The sequence below is a fragment of the Brevibacillus sp. DP1.3A genome, assembly GCF_013284245.2.
Classification (GTDB): Bacteria; Bacillota; Bacilli; order Brevibacillales; family Brevibacillaceae; genus Brevibacillus.
Map to the genome: position 1 here is coordinate 133,828 of NZ_CP085876.1, position 18,673 is coordinate 152,500.

Here is an 18,673-nt window from a genome sequence, read left to right on the forward strand (position 1 = left end):
ACGATGTTGTTACAAGGATTGGCGCTTAGCTTCGCCTCTTCAGTAGCGTGGTGTGTGCTGTTCAATGTGCCGGTTCGAACAATCGTAGCGGGTGGTTTCGCTGGAATGGTCGGTTTTCTCGTTTACTCGATTCTTCCTATCTACGGTGCTGAGGTATTGTTGTCGACGTTTGTTTCAGCTGCTGCTGTCTCTTTGCTCAGTCAGCTCTTATCTATTATACTGCGAGTTCCTTCTACGAATTTTAGCGTCGCGGGCATTATTCCACTGGTACCGGGATCGTTGGCTTACAAAGCCATGCTTGCCTTCGTGAATAATGATTATGTCGGAGGGATTACTCAGGCGACCAAAACATTGATGGTAGCCGGCGCGATTGCTTCTGGACTTATATTTGGAATTTCGGTTCTGACGATTTGGAAAGGAGCCCGCTATGCTGGCAATCGTGCGCAACGAGATTGAGTCCGAGGGGCTTTTGCTTCCAGGTGAGACCATTGTTGTCGGAATTTCCGGCGGCAACGATTCTACCGCACTGTTGCATATATTGGCTTCTCTCAATAAACAATACCAGTATAATTGGAAGCTGCATGCTGTCCATCTGAACCACGGCTTTCGTGGGGAAGAAGCAAGGCAGGACGCGCTCTATGCAGAAGAGCTGTGTCGTGAACTCGGCGTGGCTTTCCACCTGTTTGAGTATGACGTTCCCGCTTATATGGAGAAAACGGGACTGGGCGGGCAAGAAGCAAGTCGCGACATTCGCTATCGGCTGTATCGAGAGGTAGGTCTGGCGAAAGGCGCGACCAAGCTGGCATTGGCCCATCATGCTGACGATCAGGTAGAAACGATTCTCTTTCGTTTTGTGCGAGGTAGCAGGTTGCATGGATTGACAGGGATGCCGAAGCGAAGAATGCTTGCGGATTGCCCGATTGAGCTCGTGCGTCCGCTCTTGCATAAAACGCGTCAAGAACTGGAAGGCTACTGTCGGGAACATCAACTCGTCCCCCGTGAGGATAGCAGCAACCAATCGCGCAAGTATACGCGCAATTTGCTGCGTCTGGATGTCATACCCTTATTGGAAAAAGTGAATGACAAGTATCGAGAGCATATCTTGGCTACTGCGGAGGCAATCCGTCAGGACGAAGCGCTTTTAATGAGGTTGGCACGGGAGCAGTTGAAAGAGGTAACCATTGAGAAAAAAACAGAAGCATTTTTGATGGACAATGACAAGTTTCAAACTTGTGACGTTGCTTTACAAAGGAGAATGATTACTCTAATATTAAGTTATCTCTCAAAACATACCGAATGGTCTTCGCAACATGTGGAGACCGTTTTGCACATGCTAGGGGGAAGTCGCCCTTCTGCGGAATTGCATTTGCCGAATGACCTGGTAGTCGACCGGGTGTACGAGCGAATCAATTTTCGTCGTAGGAAGCGACAGGATCGCATACATACGTATAGTTACGAGCTCGCCGTTCCTGGTGTAACCTGGATCGACGAGAGCAAGGCCACGGTACATATTACTTACCTGGAAGGTCCCATGGATTGGGAGCGACTCCCGGCGAATGAAGCGGTTTTTGATGCCGATCAGTTGCTAGGATCGCTGTATTTGCGTAACCGAAAACCTGGAGACCGCATCACCCTGTTTGGCTCAGGAGATGGAAAGAAGCTGAAGGATTTATTGATTGATGCCAAATTTCCGCGAGCATGGCGTGACAAACTTCCGCTTTTGACGGCGGGCGATGAGGTGATTTTGGTACCAGGTGTGCGCCGTTCCGCCGTAGCGCCTGTCAATGGACAGACCAGGCGTTTTCTACACGTGCGGGTAGAGTTTGGAGAAGATTGGCGGGAGGTTTTTTCATGAATCAAGACATCGAGAAGATTTTGCTATCAGAAGAGGATATTGCGGTAAAAGTTCAAGAATTAGGCAAGACGCTGGCTGCAGAATACAAGGATAAAAATCCGTTGGTCATCTGCGTGCTGAAAGGCGCAGTCGTTTTCATGGCTGATCTGATCCGTCACATGGATATTCCGTGCGAAATGGATTTCATGGCTGTTTCCAGCTACGGAAGTGGAACAGAGTCCTCTGGCATGGTGAAAATCTTGAAGGATCTCGATACATCTGTGCAAAACAGACACGTGCTGGTTGTAGAAGACATCATGGACAGCGGTCTGACGCTGAGCCGCTTGGTAGAGCTGTTGCGCCATCGGGAAGCTGCTTCCGTAAAAGTGGTGACTCTCTTGAACAAACCAGAGCGTCGCAAGGTGGATATTTCACCGGACTATAAGGGATACGATGTTCCAGACGAATTCGTTGTGGGATACGGCTTGGATTACTCCGAGCATTATCGTAACTTACCTTATATCGGCGTATTGAAACCTGAGGTCTACACAAAGTAGGTTTGTTGTGGAGACCGTGCTTTCTATGATAAAATGTGAAAAGTGTCTGTTCGTGAGAGGAGGTAAGGAATGAATCGCTTTTTTCGTAATACCGGGTTCTACCTACTGATTTTTCTTGTCACGGTCGGGATCGTGAATTTCATCCTCTCCGGTACTGATAAGGTTGGGAAACTTACATATCAGGAATTCCGGGTACAGCTAAAAGCTGACAACGTCACTGAGTTGGCGCTTCGACCAGAGAATGGTACTTACAGGGTCGAGGGTACGTTGGCAAAAGCTATTCCGGGACAGGAAAGCAACAAATTTTTTACCAATGTTCCTTTGTATGACTCAGATGTTGTTAAGCTAGTCGAAGAGAAAATCGATGCGCAAAAGATGAAGAATGTAGCGTTCAATCCTGCGGAGGGCAATAGCATTTGGCTCACGTTCTTGACCTCTATCATTCCTTTTGTCATCATCTTCATCCTGTTTTTCTTTCTTCTGAACAACGCGCAAGGTGGCGGAAGCCGAGTAATGAACTTCGGTAAAAGCCGCGCGAAGCTTTACAACGAAGAGAAGAAACGCGTTACATTTGACGATGTAGCAGGAGCAGACGAAGAAAAGGCGGAGCTGGAGGAAGTCGTTGATTTCCTGAAAGACAACCGTAAGTTCAATGCGGTTGGCGCTCGTATTCCAAAAGGGGTACTGCTCGTAGGACCTCCGGGTACAGGTAAAACCTTGCTCGCTCGCGCTGTTGCAGGCGAAGCTGGTGTACCGTTCTTCAGTATCTCCGGTTCTGACTTCGTGGAAATGTTCGTTGGGGTGGGTGCATCCCGCGTACGTGACCTGTTTGAAAATGCAAAGAAAAATGCTCCTTGCATTATCTTTATTGACGAGATTGACGCCGTGGGTCGTCAACGCGGAGCTGGACTCGGCGGCGGCCACGACGAACGCGAGCAAACTCTCAACCAGTTACTCGTAGAGATGGACGGTTTTGGTGGAAACGAAGGTATCATCATGATTGCTGCGACCAACCGACCTGACATTCTCGACCCAGCTCTCTTGCGTCCGGGACGTTTTGACCGTCAAATTACAGTTGACCGTCCTGATATCAAAGGTCGTGAAGCGGTGCTCAAGGTTCATGCCCGCAACAAGCCGATTGGTGAAGACGTGAAGCTGGAAGTGATTGCTCGTGGTACATCGGGCTTCACTGGCGCAGATTTGGAGAACTTGCTGAACGAAGCGGCTCTCTTGACTGCCCGCAGAAACAAAAAGCAAATCAACATGACGGAAGTAGATGAAGCGATTGACCGCGTGATTGCAGGTCCAGCGAAGAAGTCTCGCGTAGTGAGCGAAGACGAACGCCGTCTGGTTGCCTTCCACGAAGCTGGTCATACGATCATCGGATACCACCTGAGAAATGCAGAAATGGTACATAAGGTAACAATCATTCCGCGTGGCCAAGCTGGCGGATACACAGTGATGCTGCCGAAAGAAGACCGTTTCTTTGCTACCAAAACAGACTTGCTCGACAAAATCGTCGGTCTGTTGGGTGGACGTGTTGCGGAGGAAATAGTGCTTGGGGACATTAGTACCGGCGCACATAATGACTTCCAACGTGCGACTGCTATCGCTCGCAGCATGATTACCGAATACGGAATGAGCAAGCTCGGTCCTATGCAGTTCGGTAAGAGTCAAGGACAGGTATTCCTGGGCCGCGACTATGGCAATGAGCGTAACTACTCCGATCAGATTGCGTACGAGATCGATCAGGAAATGCAAAATATTATCAACGAGTGCTACTCGAAGTGTACCGAATTGCTGACGACGCACCGTGATCAGCTCGATCTGATTGCGAACACGCTGCTCCGTGTAGAGACTCTCGATGCTGAGCAGATCAAGCAATTGATCGAAACAGGTAAAATGGATAACGATACAGATGCAAATAAAGATGTGGTCGTGAACATTCAACCGAAGCTAGAAGAAGTAAAAGAAGAAGTAAAAGAAGAAGTAAAAGAAGAACCAAAGCAAGAAGATACAAACGAAGAACCGAAACAATAAGGGGCGCCTCAGGTGCCCTTTTTTGCAATATCGGAAAGTATTAGGTTAAGTGTTTAAAAGGTAACGATGAACTAATAAAGCTAGTGAGAAGAAAAAGCACGGAGATGGCCAGTGAATCCCCCTGCTGGCGTGTCAGAGTCGAAGAAAACTGTGCTTTTTCTTCTCCTCCACTATAGTGACTCAACTCCAAAGCGAATGAGAGGGATTGGATATGTTGCTTACACCAGGCATGGCTGCATTTGACATGGATGGAACCTTACTGACTCACGAATCAAAGCTGACAGAAGGAACGAAAGAAGCACTTCGCCAATTGCAACAGGAAGGCTGCAAACTCGTTTTGTCTACGGGCAGGATGTATGGCTCCGCTCAAATTCCGATCGATTCCTTTCCTTTTGACGGGTATGTCTGTAGCAATGGGGCCGCTGTTTTCGAAGGGGATGGTACGCTGGTCCGTCGATCGCTCCTTCCTACTGAGATGGTAATTGGTGCGATCCATGCACTGAGGCAAGAAACGATTTATTATGAGCTTCATGATACTAACAGCAATCGCTGGATGATCAAAGAAGACCGTGAACGTTTGGAAGCGACCTTGAGTGAGGACGCATCAGTGGAAGGGTTCTCGATCTTGAATTTTCCTTACTACAGGCTCGCTCATGTAGTGCCATTGGCAGAGATGTTGGAAAAAGTGGAGTCCGGGGAAGTAGAAATCGTCAAATTCTTCATCTGGCATCATGACCCGGATCGTCTGGAGTGGGTGAAAGAGCAGTTGAAGCCATGGAGCGAGCAAGTGACCATCACTTCATCCGGAAAGCAGAACGTCGAGGTGATTCCTCAAGGGGTTTCCAAATGGGAAGGGCTTCAATACTTCCGTGAGAAATGGGGAATCTCCCCAGAGAAAGTAATGGCATTTGGCGATGCAGAAAATGATCGTGAGGCATTAACAGGCGCAGGATATTCCGTCGCGATGGAAAACGCTTCTGACGAAATCAAGCAGGTGGCTAAATATATCGCCCCGCACCATAATGAGGAAGGCGTAGCCCGCTTTATTCGGGAGCGTGTTCTCGGGGAAAAAGGCGAGTAAGAGAATGAAACAGCAGAAACTGCGTATGTACAAGCCGGTTTCTGCTTTTTTCTCATTGTTATTGAGAATTATTATCAATTATAATGACCGTATACATATTGGCAAGTGGGGAGTGATGGCAACGATGATGCGCAAAGAGCTCATGATTTTGTGGAACCATGCATCCGTGAAAGTATTGGATGTACGTCATCAAATCGTGCAGCCAGGAGAAAAAATAACGGCTTATCAGCTCCCGGCCAGCGTATTTTTGTTTACGGTTCGAGGACGAGCAGTCGTGCAGCTCAATGATGTGATGTACCCGGTCCATACTTTTCATGTGATACATGGGGGCAAAGGGCTGACTCTCAATGTAAGCGTTACGGATAACGAATGGGAATCCTACATTATTTTCTATAAAGCAATGATACCGTTGCCAAATCGTCAGGAAATCATGAATCTCCTGGAATCTCGCAACTGGTTTTTGTCTCCCTATTCTATTGTGCCGCAGCAGCCTATCACTCTGTTGGACAAGCTGGATCATCTACGGTCTGTTTGGAACAACGGGGATGAAGATGATTTGAGACAATTGCGGGCCAAAGGATGGTTCCATCTGTTTGTTTGCGAGCTACTTGATCAGATGGATGAGCAAGAAGCGGGGATTACCCAACATGATCTCGTTTTCCTTGCGAAGCAATACATTCATAAACACTATGCGGAACCGATCACGCTGGAGGCAATCGCTCAGACGTTGAATTACAGCATTCCATACTTGTCGAAGCAGTTCAAGCGTCAGACGGGTCATAGTCCGATCGATTATTTGATTGGTGTGCGACTCGAAAAGGCAAAGGACTTGTTGGTTCGTACGGATGCCACGCTTCAGGAAGTGGCGGAAGGTGTCGGGTATACGGATTTCTCCTATTTCATCAGAGCCTTCAAAAAACATACGGGTCTGACCCCAGGACAATTCAAGGAGCAAGCATTGTACGTTGGTGAAGGCTCAGAATATCCTATGAAAAGGCTAAGATCAGACCTTGTCTCCCTATCGAATGAAACATACAATCTGATTGTCGTTGAAAATCATTCTCAAAAGGATAGGGGAATAGACGTGAAAGGAAAAATGCACAAGCTCATGCTGGGGCTTGCTTTGTTACTTAGTGCATGTTCAGGTACAACAACGGGAAGTAGTGGAACGCAGCATGTTACACCTGTTGCGACTTCGGGGACAGAGGCGACGTCACAACCAACAGAGCAACAATGGCCGCGAACGTATGTGGATGCACTCGGAAAAGAAGTGGTGATTCCCAAAGAGCCGAAGCGCATCGTCGTGACTCATTTCGGGATGATGGAATACTTTTTTGCGTTGGAAACACCACCGATTGCGTCTACACTCGCTGATCGCATGCTGACTACTTTTGAAACGTTGAAGCCATACGCGAGTACAGCAACGGTAAAAGATATCGGGGAAGTGAGGACGCCGAATCTAGAGATGATGGCAGACCTGAATCCAGATTTGATTGTCGCGTTCTCCGGGACACACAACGAAGTATACGCAGATTTAAGCAGCATTTCGCCGGTAGCCATGATTAACAATACGGAGGACCGGAGCTGGACGGAAACGCTCCGCGAATACGCCAAGCTGATCGGCAAAGAGCAATTGGCCGAAGACTACATTACGAATTTGCAGACGCTAATGGGTGAAGCCAGGGAGAAATTGGCCAAGCATAAAGACAAATCCGTAACGTTTTTACGGGCGACAGGTGACGGAAGCACCTTTTATGTACTGGACGACAATGACGTTTCGTATGCGTATGACCAAGAAACTGGCTTGGGACTGAAGTCTCCGGGGCAGTACAAGCTGGAGGGCGATGTGATTTCACTGGAGGGTGTCACGGTGCTTAATCCAGATTATATTTTCGTGGTCGATCATGCGGACAGAGTGGATACAACGATGGCGGAGCTAAATCAAAGCAAAGTGTGGCAATCGTTAAAAGCCGTAAAAGAAAAGCATGTGTTCCCGCTGGATGTGTCGATCAGCACGAAAGGACCATTGGCGATCAAGTATGCGACGAATAAGGTTCTCGAATATATGTCCACCAACTAAAGCTTTTGAGAAAGGAGGAGGAAGTGCCAATGCAGCCTATCGTGGAGCAGTTCCAAAATCGCAAGCTCACGATCTATTTACCTGAGGGCTATTACCAAAGCGAAGAGCGTTACGCCGTTGTCTATTTGCAGGATGACGGTGATTTGATTGACCCGAAGGAAAGTGATGTTCTTCAGAAGAGTAGAGAATTAACGGCGACAAATCAATTGCCAGGCTTGCTATTTGTCGGTATCGAATCGTTCGACCGAAATGATGAGTATACGCCGTTTGTGTCGCCGAATATTTTTGAGCCGGAATCCGGCAAGCAGTTTGGTGGGAACGCTTCTGTTTATGCCGATTTTCTCGCCAATGAATTGAAGCCGCACATCGACAGTAAATACCGCACATTACAGGATCGAGAGCACACCGGGATCATGGGTTTTTCCTTTGGGGGACTCATTTCTGTCTTCACAGGGTTACGCTATCCTGATGTTTTTGGACGGGTGGGCAGCTTTTCCGGCTCCTTCTGGTTCCCGGGGATCGTAGATTGGATCGAGCAGCTCACCATTCGTGATACAGGCCAGCGCCTTTACATGAATTTGGGTCACGCGGAGGGCTCCGGTCGAACGAACGGACAGCAATGGATGGTACCGAATAGCAAGAGAGTTTATCAATATTTGCTGCAAAATGGTTTTCAGGAGGACTCAATCCAACAGGTAATTTATGAGAGCAACTTCCACTCGTTTGACTTAGGTGTGCAATACGTACCAGAAGCACTGCAATGGTTGTTCCAAGAGGAATAAATTCGTTCAGCCGTACCACGTTGACAAGGTGAGGTTATACGCTTACAATGACCGTAAATTATGACACCACCGTAGGGGGATTTTTTCCATGGACGCTTTAGCGTTAGAAAAAAAAGCCCAGCGCAACGCTGAGTTACGTGAACGACTGCTACAGTTGAAGAAAGAGCGTAATGCCATCATTCTTGCTCACTTTTATCAACGTCCCGAGATTCAGGAGGTCGCTGACTTCATTGGGGATTCCTTTGGGTTGGCACAGAAAGCGAAAGAAACGGATGCCGATGTGATTTTGTTCTGTGGGGTTCACTTTATGGGAGAAAGTGCAAAAATTCTCAATCCCCAGAAGACCGTCATTATTCCCGATGAACGGGCTGGCTGTCCGATGGCGGACATGGTGAACGTAGACGGACTCCGCAAGCTCAAAGCACAGCATCCAAATGCAAAAGTAGTGGCTTACATCAATACTTCTGCGGATGTCAAAGCAGAAACTTACATCTGCTGTACGTCGTCCAACGCGAAGCGCGTGATCGAGTCGATCGACAGCGATGAGATCATTTGGGTGCCGGACAAAAACCTCGGCCACTATGTATCCCAATTCACGGACAAGAAAATGATTATTTGGGAAGGGTACTGCAATACGCATGACCAACTGTCTGTAGAAGACATCATGACGTTGAAGCAGCAGCACCCAGACGCTGTGGTTGTCGTTCATCCGGAGTGCCGCCCAGAAGTGGTATCCCTGGCTGACTACGTTGGTTCCACGACCGGAATTTTGAAATACTGCCGTGAGTCTTCGCACAAAGAGTTTATTATCGGAACGGAAGACGGCACACGCTACATGCTGGAAAAGGACAGCCCGGACAAAACGTTCATTTTCGCTTCCAAGTACCTCGTTTGCCCGAATATGAAGGTGAACAACCTGAAGAAGTGCGTCGAGGCGCTGGAGAATATGAAGCCGGAGATTTTTGTGCCAACAGATGTTGCTGATGCGGCACGTGCTTCGTTGGAGCGCATGCTTGCGGTAGCGCCTGCTTAACGGGCAGTCTGATAAAATGCAAAAAGGGAGTAGAGCGTAGGGGCTTTACTCCCTTTTTCTATTAGGAGGCTTTGATCAAAGGCTGGATGTCTTTTCGGCGGTAAATGTTCAGGACGAGTCCAATCAAGGCCATTTGCAATACGGTATGCACGATTCCAAAGCCAACGAATGGTAGATTCACAGTGATAGGTGGAGCCAGACCGACAGTCATGAAAATACCCCAGAAAAATGGCGTGAAAAAGAGTACAATCATACCGGATAACAGCAAGGAGCCGTATACATCTTTTACTCGTCTGATGGCATGGAGCAAACGAAGCAACAGCATAACGCCCAGAATGAAAAAGGCTATCCCTACAATTGGTCCAAAGATATACACCATGTAGGCAAAAATATAGTCAGATTCAAGGGCGGGCAATGCATCTAGAGAGGCACCGAAGCCTTGTCCCCATAAGGTAGCTGACTGGATGGCTTTCAAGGATTGAATGATGATATATCCTCTTCCATCCGGTTCGAGGTACGGATTCAGGAAGTAAAACAGACGATCTAGGTGATAAGGTTTAGCGAACAGGTAAACCATCCCTCCGACGCACGCGAAAACCATAGCGAGGTAGCTCAGTATAACAAGCTTTTTAGGCTTAGCGGCAATCACGAGCGCGATGTAGCCACCGACATATAAGAGAATGGCAAATTCGTATTCGCCTAACGTGAGAAGCAGGCAAGGGGGTAGAAAGTACGCAATCACGTTTACGATGGTGTAGCGATTGTGCTCCTTCCACTCTGTGAAAATTCCTGCGAGGGCTACGATGAACAGGAAGGGACTGATTCCAATGAAATGGAGTGGAGAATCTCCGATTTCCAGATACTGGATACCAGTTATAGGTCTCCCTGCGAGCAGTGTATATAGGAGTAAGATCATCGTGCCGAAATACAGAATCTTGCTATATCTTTTTAATTTACTGTAATCCCAAAAGAGAATCGCCACGAGTACGACTGTTCCGATCATGATTCCGACCAGTTGTCTCCCGATCAAATTACGATTATCTTCCGCAATATGAAGAGAATACAGGATAACCAGCCCGATAGTTAGCAGGATTCCAACAATAGAAACAATCCCCCACTCCATCCGCGGCTTATGCGCCTGATGCAGATACCGCCCTACATCGACAGGATCACCCATCTCCGCAATCGCAATCCGAGTCGCTTCATCTTCCCCATATCCAGCCTCACGATAATCCTCGATCTTTTCGGCGAAATGATTCTCCAACTCTAGTGTAATGGCTGGATGAACCTCTTTATTCTTAATCTGGCCGCAAACTTCTTTTATGTAATGCGCAATTCGCTTGTTTTCGATCATGTAGGCTGTCCTCCCAACACGGAGTCAACAGCGGTACGAAAAGATTCCCACTCCTGTTTTTTCTCTTTGAGATACTTCTTGCCTTCGCGGGTGATTTGATAATATTTGCGTTTTCGCTCTCCTTCACCTTCGCTCCAAAACGCCTCGACTTTTCCTTCAGACTCAAGGGTATGGAGAATGGGATAGAGGGTGCCTTCCTTGAGAGACAGCACACCGTTCGAGCTAGTTTCCATCGTCTTGATCATCTCATAGCCGTACATCGCCTTTTGTTCCAGCAAGGTAAGAATGAGAATGACCGTACTACCTTTCATCAACTCTTTGTTAACTGCCATAGCTACCTCCTTGTACCTCGGATTTCGATGCCTCGAATATCTATGTATCATTCTATTCCATAAAAGGGAAAAAAGAAAGACTTCCTCGTCAGGAAGTCTTGTTATATGTGTCTAGGAAGGCATTGGGGTAGGAGTTGGTTTTCCGTAGCCTTGCCCATAGGTTTGATCTATGTAGTTACGAATTTCTTTTGTAGATTTGCCTTCTTCTTTCATCTTGCCGGAAATAACGGCGATTTCCATGCATACGCCGCAACGAGTGCCGTGGTCATCCCAGACGATGGAGCCATCAGACTTTTCTTCTTTGATGAAGCAGTTGCCGTTATGCCCGTGTCCAGCACTTTCACCACAACCACAATAGCATGGAATGGATTTGAGCAGCTCACGGTTTGCCGCAGCAACTTTGTAGGATCCAATAATGACAGGGTCTTGGTTGTCTAAAAATTTCGGTAGCTGATCAGCGGAAGCAGTCAATTCCTGCAAATCACCATTGGGGGCGTGCTGCGTGTGATCGCTATGATTCTGTTCAGCTTGATCAGTAGAGCCACAGCCGGCAGTAAGCAGAGCTGCGGTGATAAAAGTAATGGCTAACCATGATTTACGTTTCATCTTGGACATACCTCCTGCCAGTTATTTTATCATAATGAGATGGAGAAATTGTGAAGCTGGGAGAGAAGATGTACACTCATGATGTTTAAATCGGAATAAATCCTATTTACTTTTTAGGCTCCTCTCCGTATAATGAAAAACGACGAGGACGTAAATCGGAATCATTTTGAATTGGAGTAGGAGGAAATATAGATGAAAAGAGCTATGTTGGCAGCCCTCAGTTTCATTACGGCAGTGGGGCTGGTGGGATGTGGAGCAGCGAATGAAACGGCTGGTACTCCGCAAACTGGCAGTGACGCATCCGGGAAGCCAAAAGTATACACGACTATTTATCCCTTGGAATATGTAGCGAAGCGAATCGGCGGTGAACACGTTGAGGTAACGAATCTGGTTCCCGCTGGCGTAGAGCCTCATGATTTCGAGCCAACTGCAAAAGACATGGTCGCTCTGTCCGGAGCAGATATCTTCGCCTATAACGGCAGTGGTTTGGAGCTGTGGGTAGAGAAGGCTGTAACCAACCTCGACAAAAACAAGACAACGATCGTTAATGCGACGGAAGGTCTCGAGCTGATTAGTGCAGTTGAGCATGAGCATGAAGGAGAAGGACACACGGAAGAAGGTCACGCAGAAGAAGCAGGGCATGACCACGGGGATCTGGACCCTCATGTATGGCTCGATCCGATGCAACTGAAGGCACAGGCAGAGAAGGTCAAAAATACGCTCGTGCAAAAGGATCAAACGCACGCTGCTGATTACGAAAAGAACTACACACAATTAGCAACAGACCTGGAGCAGCTGGATAAAGAGTTCAAAGATATGGTTACGCAAGCACCGAAGAAAGAATTCATGGTTTCTCATAGCGCATTCAGCTATATGGCAAAACGCTACGGGCTGGAGCAAGTATCGATCTCTGGGGTCAATCCTTCTGATGAGCCATCCACGGCTGAGTTGAAGAGCTTGGTGGAGCATATAAAAGAACATAACATTTCGTATGTGCTGTTCGAGACGCTGGTTTCTCCAAAGGTAGCGGAAGTGATTGCGAAGGAAGCTGGCGTGAAGACGGCTACGCTCAATCCGTTGGAAGGTTTGACGGAAGACGATGTAAAGGCAGGCCGTGATTACTTGTCCATCATGCGTGACAATATGAATACATTAAAGACTGCACTCCAATAAGTTTTCCTTAGAAAAGATGTCGCTTGCCAGGCGGCATTTTTTCGTTAGTAGGATGCTTGTGGTTCGGGCAAAATCGTAGTACGATGAAGAGAATCAAATAAGAACAAATCCGATTTAAGGGATGGATATTTCATGGAACCAAATAAACAAGAGGTGCCTGTCATTAAGCTCACAGGCGTCTCCTTCCAATATGAAGACAAACAGGTTCTCGATGAGGTTGAATTCACACTGGAACGCGGAGACTTTGTGGGAATCGTCGGGCCGAATGGATCAGGAAAATCTACGCTGATGAAGCTGATTTTGGGTCTGTTGACGCCAAACAAAGGGACAGTGGAGCTGTTCGGGCAACCACTATCCAAGTTTCGTGAATGGAATCGCATTGGATACGTCGCTCAACAGGTCGCGCATGGGGCGGGTGGATTTCCGGCGACGGTGCGAGAAGTCGTGTCATCTGGATTGGTCGGTAAAGTGGGCCTTTTTCGTAGACTGACGAAACAGCATCATGAGAATGTACAGGCTGCGGTGGAGCGTGTCGGCTTGTTGGAAAAGCTGGATCAACGAATCGGCAACTTGTCCAGCGGGCAATTGCAGCGCGTATTCATTGCACGAGCTCTCGTAGCTGAACCGGAGCTGTTGATCCTCGATGAGCCAACAGTCGGGGTCGATCAGGAATCGATCGATCAATTTTACAGCTTGCTTCGTTCGCTTAAGGAAGAGAACGGATTGACGATGATGATCGTCAGCCACGATGTGGGAGTCATGTCGCAATGGGTGACCAAGGTGGCTTGTGTGCAGAAGAAGATTCACTTCCACGGAACGGCGCACGATTTTGAGCATAACCAAGAAAAAATCTTGCAGAGTATGTACGGTGATTCGGTCAGACTGCTGTCTCATCATCATTAAGCTTTGTAAATAGGTAAGAAAGAAGGAATATGCACATGCTTGCTGATTGGTGGCAGTATGATTTTTTGCGGTATACCCTGTTTTCAGGGATTTTAATTGGTCTGATCTGCCCTATTTTGGGCACGTTTCTCATTGTTCGTCGCTTGTCGATGATGGCAGATGGCCTGTCACACGTGACGCTGTCCGGTGTAGCTGCCGGGATGCTCATTTCCAAAAAGGTCGCCTTCTTCTCCGCAGTCAATCCGCTGTTTTTCGGGATGTTGTTTGCGGTGATTGGTTCGTTGTTCATCGAGCGGCTGCGTAAGGTGTACAAAGCGTATCAAGATTTGGCGATTCCGATTATTTTGTCCGCGGGGCTTGGGCTGTTTACGGTATTGATCAGTATCGCAGACGGTTTTAATGCAGACTTGTATTCGTACTTGTTCGGAAAAATCGTAACAGTGTCCATCGAAGACTTGTATGCGCTGATTGGTGTGGCAGTTGTCGTTTTAGGGACAGTTTTGTTGATTTACAAGGAGCTTTTCGCGGTCTCCTTCGACGAGGAATTTGCTCGCGTCTCCGGCGTGGCAAGGCGTTCGATCAACCTGTGGTTCATGGTGCTCGTCGCTCTGACGATTGCAGCTTCTATGCGTATAGTCGGTGTCCTGTTAATCTCGGCGCTGATTACCCTTCCGGTGGCTGCCAGTCTGCAAATCGCGAAAAGCTTTCGTCAAACGATTTTCTTGTCGATTTTGTTCGCGGAGTTTTCCGTGTTGAGCGGTTTGTATTTTGCCTATCTCCTTAATTGGGCATCTGGTGGTACAATTGTACTGATGGCAGTACTGGTTATGCTGGTTGTATTAGGTGTAAAGAAGCTGCGGGTCGCTTTCCGGTAAGAGTTATCCGGATATGACAAAAGGAAGGAGTGTTTGTCGATGAAAGTAGAAGAAGCGCTGCAAATATTGAAAGAACATGGTTTCAAGTATACCGGCAAGCGGGAGGAGATGATTCGAATCTGCGCGGCCGAGAAGCGATACCTGTCTGCCAAAGATATTATGGAGAGAATCAAGGAGCAGTATCCAACACTCAGCTTCGATACCGTCTATCGCAACATTTCCACTTTTGTTGAGCTAGGGATTCTGGAAGAGACGGAGCTGGACGGAGAAGGTAGATTCCGTTTGGCCTGTTCGACAGATGGACACCATCATCACCATGTGATTTGTACAGAATGTGGAAAGACTTCTTCTTTGCCAGGATGTCCGATGAATATCATTTCCGCAGTACCCGAAGAGTTTCAGGTGACGGGGCACAAGTTCGAGGTATATGGCACGTGTAAGGAATGTGTAACGCATTCGAATTAATCGGATAGAGGGGAGTGCTCGCTTTTTGCGGGCGCTCTTTTTTTGCATCTCCTTCAAGCGTGTATTTGCTATAATGGGTGGAAAATCATCAGTTACAAGAGAGAAGGGACACAGTCATGATTCCCCGTTATATTGTGGACTTTGATTTGCACACCTTACCTCGGATGAGGGCAGATGTAGCTGTTATTGGAGCAGGAATTGCTGGGTTGTATACGGCGTTGCAAACGAGTGAGTATGCGGATGTGGTGTTGATCAGCAAGAAGGGACTCGATGATAGTAACACACGCTGGGCTCAGGGAGGAATCGCTGCTGTAACAGCCCAATCAGATTCTCCTGCCCTTCATCGACAGGATACGTTAATCGCTGGAGCAGGTCTTTGCTCGTATAACGCTGTGGAAGTCTTGGTGCATGAAGGCCCTGATCGCTTGCATGAACTGATTGCATATGGAACGGAATTTGACCGCGATGAACAAGGGCAGTACGAGCTGACACAGGAAGGCGCGCATAGCAAACGACGTATTTTGCATGCGAACGGAGATGCCACTGGGGCAGAGATCGTCCGCGCTTTGTCCAAGCGTGTGAAGGAGCAGCCAAACATTCAGGTTTTGGAGTATCATTTTGCAGTAGATGTCATCACGCAGGATGGCGAGTGCGTAGGTGTCCTCGTGCGGAAGCCGGATGGCGAACTGTTTTTCCTGGAAGCCAAAGCAACGGTGCTGGCTACAGGGGGAGCAGGTCAGCTTTACCGTTACACGACGAATCCGCAAATCGCTACGGCAGATGGAATCGGCATCGCGTATCGGGCGGGTGCTCGCATTAAAGATGTGGAATTTATCCAGTTTCATCCGACTGCGCTTTACTATCCGGGAGCCCCGCGCTTTTTGATTTCGGAAGCCGTTCGTGGGGAAGGTGCCATTTTGCGTAACGGCAATGGTGATCGCTTCATGGACAAGTACCATCCACAAAAAGAGCTGGCGCCGCGTGATATTGTCGCCCGGGCGATTGTCTCTGAGATGGAAAAGACGAAGTCTACGTTTGTGTATCTTGACATTACTCATGAATCAGAGGAACTTATTAAGCGGCGTTTTCCGACGATTTATAATTTTTGCTTACAATACGGGCTCAATATGGTGACAGATTGGATTCCAGTAGCTCCTGCTTGCCATTATATTATGGGTGGGGTCCAGACTGACTTGAACGGCGAGACCTCGACGAAGCGGCTTTTTGCATGCGGGGAAGCATCCTGCACGGGGGTACATGGAGCAAATCGACTGGCCAGCAACTCGTTATCGGAAGCGGTTGTATTTGGTCACCGGATCGCGGAGCGGATCAAGCAGCTGGCTGATTTGCCGAGCATTCATCCCTTCCAGGTTGTTTCCAAGCAAAAACTGCCCCAAACGTTCAATACACGTGAACAACGATTGAAAATGCAAAAGCTCATGCTGCGGCATGTTAGTGTGAAGCGCGACGATAAAGGATTAACGAAAGCATTAACAGAGCTTGCGCGAATGGAGCAATACTACCAGTACGAGCCTAAGAGCTTGGAAACGTTTGAATTCTTCAATCTGCTGAATGCTGCCGTCCTGACAACGAGAGCGGCACTTTTGCGGGAAGAAAGCAGAGGTGGGCATTATCGTACTGATTTTCCGAATAAAGACGACTTGCTGTGGCGCAAGCATTTGATCCAGTCCGTAGAAGATGGTGTCCAAGAGGAGTGTGAGAAGCATGATGTGGAATAAACGGGAGCTTCAGCGAAAAATAGAGGAATGGCTACAGGAAGACGTAGGATTTGGTGATGTGACGACAATGAGCACGATTCCTGAATCGGAGCAGGGTGTCGGCATTTTATATGCGAAGGAAGCGGGAGTTGTGGCAGGCTTGCCGATTGCAGAGCAAGTATTTGCCACGGTTGATTCTACCCTCGTTTTTGAGGCAAAAGTAGAAGAAGGAGCACGAGTGGAGGTTGGTCAACAGATCGCCGAAGTCAGCGGCTCGGTTCGTTCGATTTTAAGCGGGGAGCGGCTTGCACTTAACTTAATGCAACGTCTGTCTGGGATTGCCACGAAAACGAGTGAATACGCAACGGCCGTCGCAGGGACGAAAGCACGGGTTGTTGATACGAGAAAGACGACGCCAGGCCTTAGAGCTTTGGAAAAGTACGCGGTTCGAGTCGGGGGAGGCTACAATCACCGTTTTGCCTTGTATGATGCCGTGATGATCAAGGACAATCATATCAAAGGAGCGGGCGGTATCGCGCAGGCTGTCGCAGCGGCACGCGCGGTTATTCCTCATACGATGACAGTAGAGGTAGAGGCTGAATCGTTCGAACAGGTTCAGGAAGCATTGGCAGCAGGTGCAGATACGATCATGCTCGACAATATGTCCCTCGATCAAATGGTGGAAGCCGTGCAGTATATCAATGGACGGGCCATTGTTGAGGCATCTGGCGGTGTGAGTCTGGAGACGATTGGTGACATTGCAAAAACAGGCGTAGATATCATTTCGGTAGGGGCGCTAACTCATTCTGTTAAAGCGTTTGATATCAGCCTCGATCTGAATACACGCAAGCGGTAAGGAGCGACCACGATGTTATTGGTGATCGATATAGGCAACTCCAATATTGTGTTGGGCTTGTATGAAGGCGACGAGCTCCAACACCATTGGAGAGTGTCCACAGATCGTAACAAAACGGAAGACGAGTACGGCATGCTCGTCAAAAGCTTGTTTGGTAGTGTGGGGCTTGGTTTTGAACAGGTGAGAGGCGTAATTATCTCGTCTGTCGTGCCGCCTTTAAACCTCACGATTGAACGCATGTGCGGGAAGTACATGCAACAAAAAGCGCTGATTATCGGGCCGGGTATCAAGACGGGACTGAACATCAAGTATGAGTATCCGCGAGAGGTAGGTTCCGATCGAATCGTGAACGCTGTTGCTGCGATTCATCATTATGGTGCGCCACTCATTGTTGTCGATTTTGGTACGGCGACGACCTTTTGCTATGTGGACGAGAGGGCGCAGTATTGGGGAGGGGCGATTGCTCCCGGCATTGGAATATCGACTGAGGCACTCTTCACTCGTGCTGCCAAGCTGCCGCGAATCGAAATCGCCAAGCCTGCAAGTGTAGTCGGTCGTAATACGATAGCGGCCATGCAGTCCGGCATTTTCTATGGGTTCGTCGGTCAGGTCGAAGGCATTGTACGTAGAATCATGGATGAATACGGTACGCGACCTACCGTAGTTGCTACGGGAGGCCTGGCAGCACTTTTTGCGAATGAGACCTCTTGTATCCATGTCGTAGATCAGAATCTAACGCTAAAAGGACTTCGTTTGATCTATGAGCGGAATCAATCATAGTGGATGGCGAACGTATTTGCAGAAAAACATTTCAGGATCATCTGGATCTAAGTGAGTCAGAGTTCCGCAATGAGCGTATCCGAGCTTTAGACAGAGACGTTGCATTTTTTCGTTGGAAAGGTTAGTAGAAGTGAACAACTTCTCCGTAGGGGAGATTGTTTCCAAATAGCGCATCATCTCCTCGCCAACCCCTTGGTTCTGATA

The 18,673-nt window shown here is 48.1% G+C and carries 19 protein-coding genes (1 of these 19 cut by a window edge); 15 read left to right on the plus strand and 4 right to left on the minus strand.

Translation table 11 applies throughout. From position 1 onward, the window contains the following. Window positions 1-3 precede the first annotated feature (3 nt). The 8 genes from HP399_RS00770 to nadA all read left to right on the plus strand — a co-directional run bounded on the left by HP399_RS00770 (window position 4) and on the right by nadA (window position 9,407). Window positions 4-456, plus strand: coding sequence for a threonine/serine exporter family protein (locus HP399_RS00770; RefSeq protein WP_173620737.1), 453 nt, complete (start codon window positions 4-6; stop codon window positions 454-456). Next, the gene (gene tilS, locus HP399_RS00775) at window positions 428-1,855 is read left to right on the plus strand and encodes a tRNA lysidine(34) synthetase TilS (protein ID WP_173620736.1); all 1,428 of its coding nucleotides are present in this window, start codon (window positions 428-430) and stop codon (window positions 1,853-1,855) included. The genes HP399_RS00770 and tilS overlap by 29 nt, the downstream gene beginning before the upstream one ends. Further along, window positions 1,852-2,391 carry a hypoxanthine phosphoribosyltransferase gene (gene hpt / locus HP399_RS00780; protein ID WP_007729960.1) on the plus strand — a complete coding sequence of 180 codons (540 nt, stop codon included), beginning with the start codon at window positions 1,852-1,854 and terminating at the stop codon, window positions 2,389-2,391. Before tilS ends, hpt begins: the two co-directional genes overlap by 4 nt. Before the next feature lie 69 nt (window positions 2,392-2,460). Then, window positions 2,461-4,431 carry an ATP-dependent zinc metalloprotease FtsH gene (gene ftsH, locus HP399_RS00785; RefSeq protein ID WP_173620735.1) on the plus strand — a complete coding sequence of 657 codons (1,971 nt, stop codon included), beginning with the start codon at window positions 2,461-2,463 and terminating at the stop codon, window positions 4,429-4,431. Window positions 4,432-4,642: 211 nt separating this feature from the next. Then, complete coding sequence (locus HP399_RS00790) at window positions 4,643-5,512, plus strand: HAD family hydrolase (RefSeq protein ID WP_173620734.1); 870 nt, start codon at window positions 4,643-4,645, stop codon at window positions 5,510-5,512. A 4-nt stretch (window positions 5,513-5,516) separates the two neighbouring features. After that, complete coding sequence (locus HP399_RS00795; protein WP_173620733.1) at window positions 5,517-7,592, plus strand: AraC family transcriptional regulator; 2,076 nt, start codon at window positions 5,517-5,519, stop codon at window positions 7,590-7,592. A gap of 29 nt (window positions 7,593-7,621) precedes the next feature. After that, window positions 7,622-8,374 carry an alpha/beta hydrolase gene (locus HP399_RS00800; protein WP_173620732.1) on the plus strand — a complete coding sequence of 251 codons (753 nt, stop codon included), beginning with the start codon at window positions 7,622-7,624 and terminating at the stop codon, window positions 8,372-8,374. 88 nt (window positions 8,375-8,462) lie between these two features. Next, complete coding sequence (gene nadA / locus HP399_RS00805; protein ID WP_173620731.1) at window positions 8,463-9,407, plus strand: quinolinate synthase NadA; 945 nt, start codon at window positions 8,463-8,465, stop codon at window positions 9,405-9,407. Window positions 9,408-9,468: 61 nt separating this feature from the next. On the opposite strand, the gene HP399_RS00810 is transcribed toward nadA, so the two are convergent. The 3 genes from HP399_RS00810 to HP399_RS00820 all read right to left on the minus strand — a co-directional run bounded on the left by HP399_RS00810 (window position 9,469) and on the right by HP399_RS00820 (window position 11,699). Beyond that, entirely contained in the window at window positions 9,469-10,761 is a 1,293-nt protein-coding gene (locus tag HP399_RS00810; RefSeq protein ID WP_173620730.1) for an FtsW/RodA/SpoVE family cell cycle protein, read from the minus strand. After that, window positions 10,758-11,093, minus strand: coding sequence for a PadR family transcriptional regulator (locus tag HP399_RS00815; RefSeq protein WP_173620729.1), 336 nt, complete (start codon window positions 11,091-11,093; stop codon window positions 10,758-10,760). The genes HP399_RS00810 and HP399_RS00815 overlap by 4 nt, the downstream gene beginning before the upstream one ends. A gap of 111 nt (window positions 11,094-11,204) precedes the next feature. Then, entirely contained in the window at window positions 11,205-11,699 is a 495-nt protein-coding gene (locus tag HP399_RS00820) for a PCYCGC domain-containing protein (protein ID WP_173620728.1), read from the minus strand. A 192-nt stretch (window positions 11,700-11,891) separates the two neighbouring features. Here HP399_RS00820 and HP399_RS00825 point away from each other — a divergent pair, with 192 nt between their 5' ends. From HP399_RS00825 to HP399_RS00855, 7 genes are all read left to right on the plus strand, one after another. Next, a complete protein-coding gene (locus HP399_RS00825; RefSeq protein ID WP_173620727.1) occupies window positions 11,892-12,872 on the plus strand; it encodes a metal ABC transporter substrate-binding protein in 981 nt (326 codons plus the stop codon). A 132-nt stretch (window positions 12,873-13,004) separates the two neighbouring features. After that, window positions 13,005-13,775, plus strand: coding sequence for a metal ABC transporter ATP-binding protein (locus HP399_RS00830; RefSeq protein WP_173620726.1), 771 nt, complete (start codon window positions 13,005-13,007; stop codon window positions 13,773-13,775). 35 nt (window positions 13,776-13,810) lie between these two features. Then, a complete protein-coding gene (locus HP399_RS00835; RefSeq protein ID WP_173620725.1) occupies window positions 13,811-14,650 on the plus strand; it encodes a metal ABC transporter permease in 840 nt (279 codons plus the stop codon). A gap of 39 nt (window positions 14,651-14,689) precedes the next feature. Beyond that, complete coding sequence (locus HP399_RS00840; RefSeq protein ID WP_016740938.1) at window positions 14,690-15,115, plus strand: Fur family transcriptional regulator; 426 nt, start codon at window positions 14,690-14,692, stop codon at window positions 15,113-15,115. Between the two features lie 116 nt (window positions 15,116-15,231). Next, window positions 15,232-16,854 (plus strand): L-aspartate oxidase, encoded by a 1,623-nt coding sequence (gene nadB, locus HP399_RS00845; RefSeq protein ID WP_173620724.1) that lies wholly within the window; start codon window positions 15,232-15,234, stop codon window positions 16,852-16,854. Further along, window positions 16,841-17,689 (plus strand): carboxylating nicotinate-nucleotide diphosphorylase, encoded by an 849-nt coding sequence (gene nadC, locus HP399_RS00850; protein WP_173620723.1) that lies wholly within the window; start codon window positions 16,841-16,843, stop codon window positions 17,687-17,689. The genes nadB and nadC overlap by 14 nt, the downstream gene beginning before the upstream one ends. A 12-nt stretch (window positions 17,690-17,701) precedes the next feature. Next, the gene (locus HP399_RS00855) at window positions 17,702-18,469 is read left to right on the plus strand and encodes a type III pantothenate kinase (RefSeq protein ID WP_088910223.1); all 768 of its coding nucleotides are present in this window, start codon (window positions 17,702-17,704) and stop codon (window positions 18,467-18,469) included. On the opposite strand, the gene HP399_RS00860 is transcribed toward HP399_RS00855, so the two are convergent. Beyond that, window positions 18,464-18,673: the 3' portion of a GNAT family N-acetyltransferase gene (locus tag HP399_RS00860; RefSeq protein ID WP_173620722.1), read on the minus strand. Its footprint extends 222 nt past the window's final position; only the last 210 of its 432 coding nucleotides appear in the window; the start codon falls outside the window, past its right edge; it ends in the stop codon at window positions 18,464-18,466. The two genes, HP399_RS00855 and HP399_RS00860, sit on opposite strands and share 6 nt — an antisense overlap.

Coding starts and splice junctions, on each gene's coding strand:
- HP399_RS00770 (WP_173620737.1), top strand. CDS start 4: ATGTTGTTACAAGGATTGGCGCTTAGCTTCGCCTCTTCAGTAGCGTGG.
- tilS (WP_173620736.1), top strand. CDS start 428: ATGCTGGCAATCGTGCGCAACGAGATTGAGTCCGAGGGGCTTTTGCTT.
- hpt (WP_007729960.1), top strand. CDS start 1,852: ATGAATCAAGACATCGAGAAGATTTTGCTATCAGAAGAGGATATTGCG.
- ftsH (WP_173620735.1), top strand. CDS start 2,461: ATGAATCGCTTTTTTCGTAATACCGGGTTCTACCTACTGATTTTTCTT.
- HP399_RS00790 (WP_173620734.1), top strand. CDS start 4,643: ATGTTGCTTACACCAGGCATGGCTGCATTTGACATGGATGGAACCTTA.
- HP399_RS00795 (WP_173620733.1), top strand. CDS start 5,517: ATGAAACAGCAGAAACTGCGTATGTACAAGCCGGTTTCTGCTTTTTTC.
- HP399_RS00800 (WP_173620732.1), top strand. CDS start 7,622: ATGCAGCCTATCGTGGAGCAGTTCCAAAATCGCAAGCTCACGATCTAT.
- nadA (WP_173620731.1), top strand. CDS start 8,463: ATGGACGCTTTAGCGTTAGAAAAAAAAGCCCAGCGCAACGCTGAGTTA.
- HP399_RS00810 (WP_173620730.1), bottom strand. CDS start 10,761: ATGATCGAAAACAAGCGAATTGCGCATTACATAAAAGAAGTTTGCGGC.
- HP399_RS00815 (WP_173620729.1), bottom strand. CDS start 11,093: ATGGCAGTTAACAAAGAGTTGATGAAAGGTAGTACGGTCATTCTCATT.
- HP399_RS00820 (WP_173620728.1), bottom strand. CDS start 11,699: ATGAAACGTAAATCATGGTTAGCCATTACTTTTATCACCGCAGCTCTG.
- HP399_RS00825 (WP_173620727.1), top strand. CDS start 11,892: ATGAAAAGAGCTATGTTGGCAGCCCTCAGTTTCATTACGGCAGTGGGG.
- HP399_RS00830 (WP_173620726.1), top strand. CDS start 13,005: ATGGAACCAAATAAACAAGAGGTGCCTGTCATTAAGCTCACAGGCGTC.
- HP399_RS00835 (WP_173620725.1), top strand. CDS start 13,811: ATGCTTGCTGATTGGTGGCAGTATGATTTTTTGCGGTATACCCTGTTT.
- HP399_RS00840 (WP_016740938.1), top strand. CDS start 14,690: ATGAAAGTAGAAGAAGCGCTGCAAATATTGAAAGAACATGGTTTCAAG.
- nadB (WP_173620724.1), top strand. CDS start 15,232: ATGATTCCCCGTTATATTGTGGACTTTGATTTGCACACCTTACCTCGG.
- nadC (WP_173620723.1), top strand. CDS start 16,841: ATGATGTGGAATAAACGGGAGCTTCAGCGAAAAATAGAGGAATGGCTA.
- HP399_RS00855 (WP_088910223.1), top strand. CDS start 17,702: ATGTTATTGGTGATCGATATAGGCAACTCCAATATTGTGTTGGGCTTG.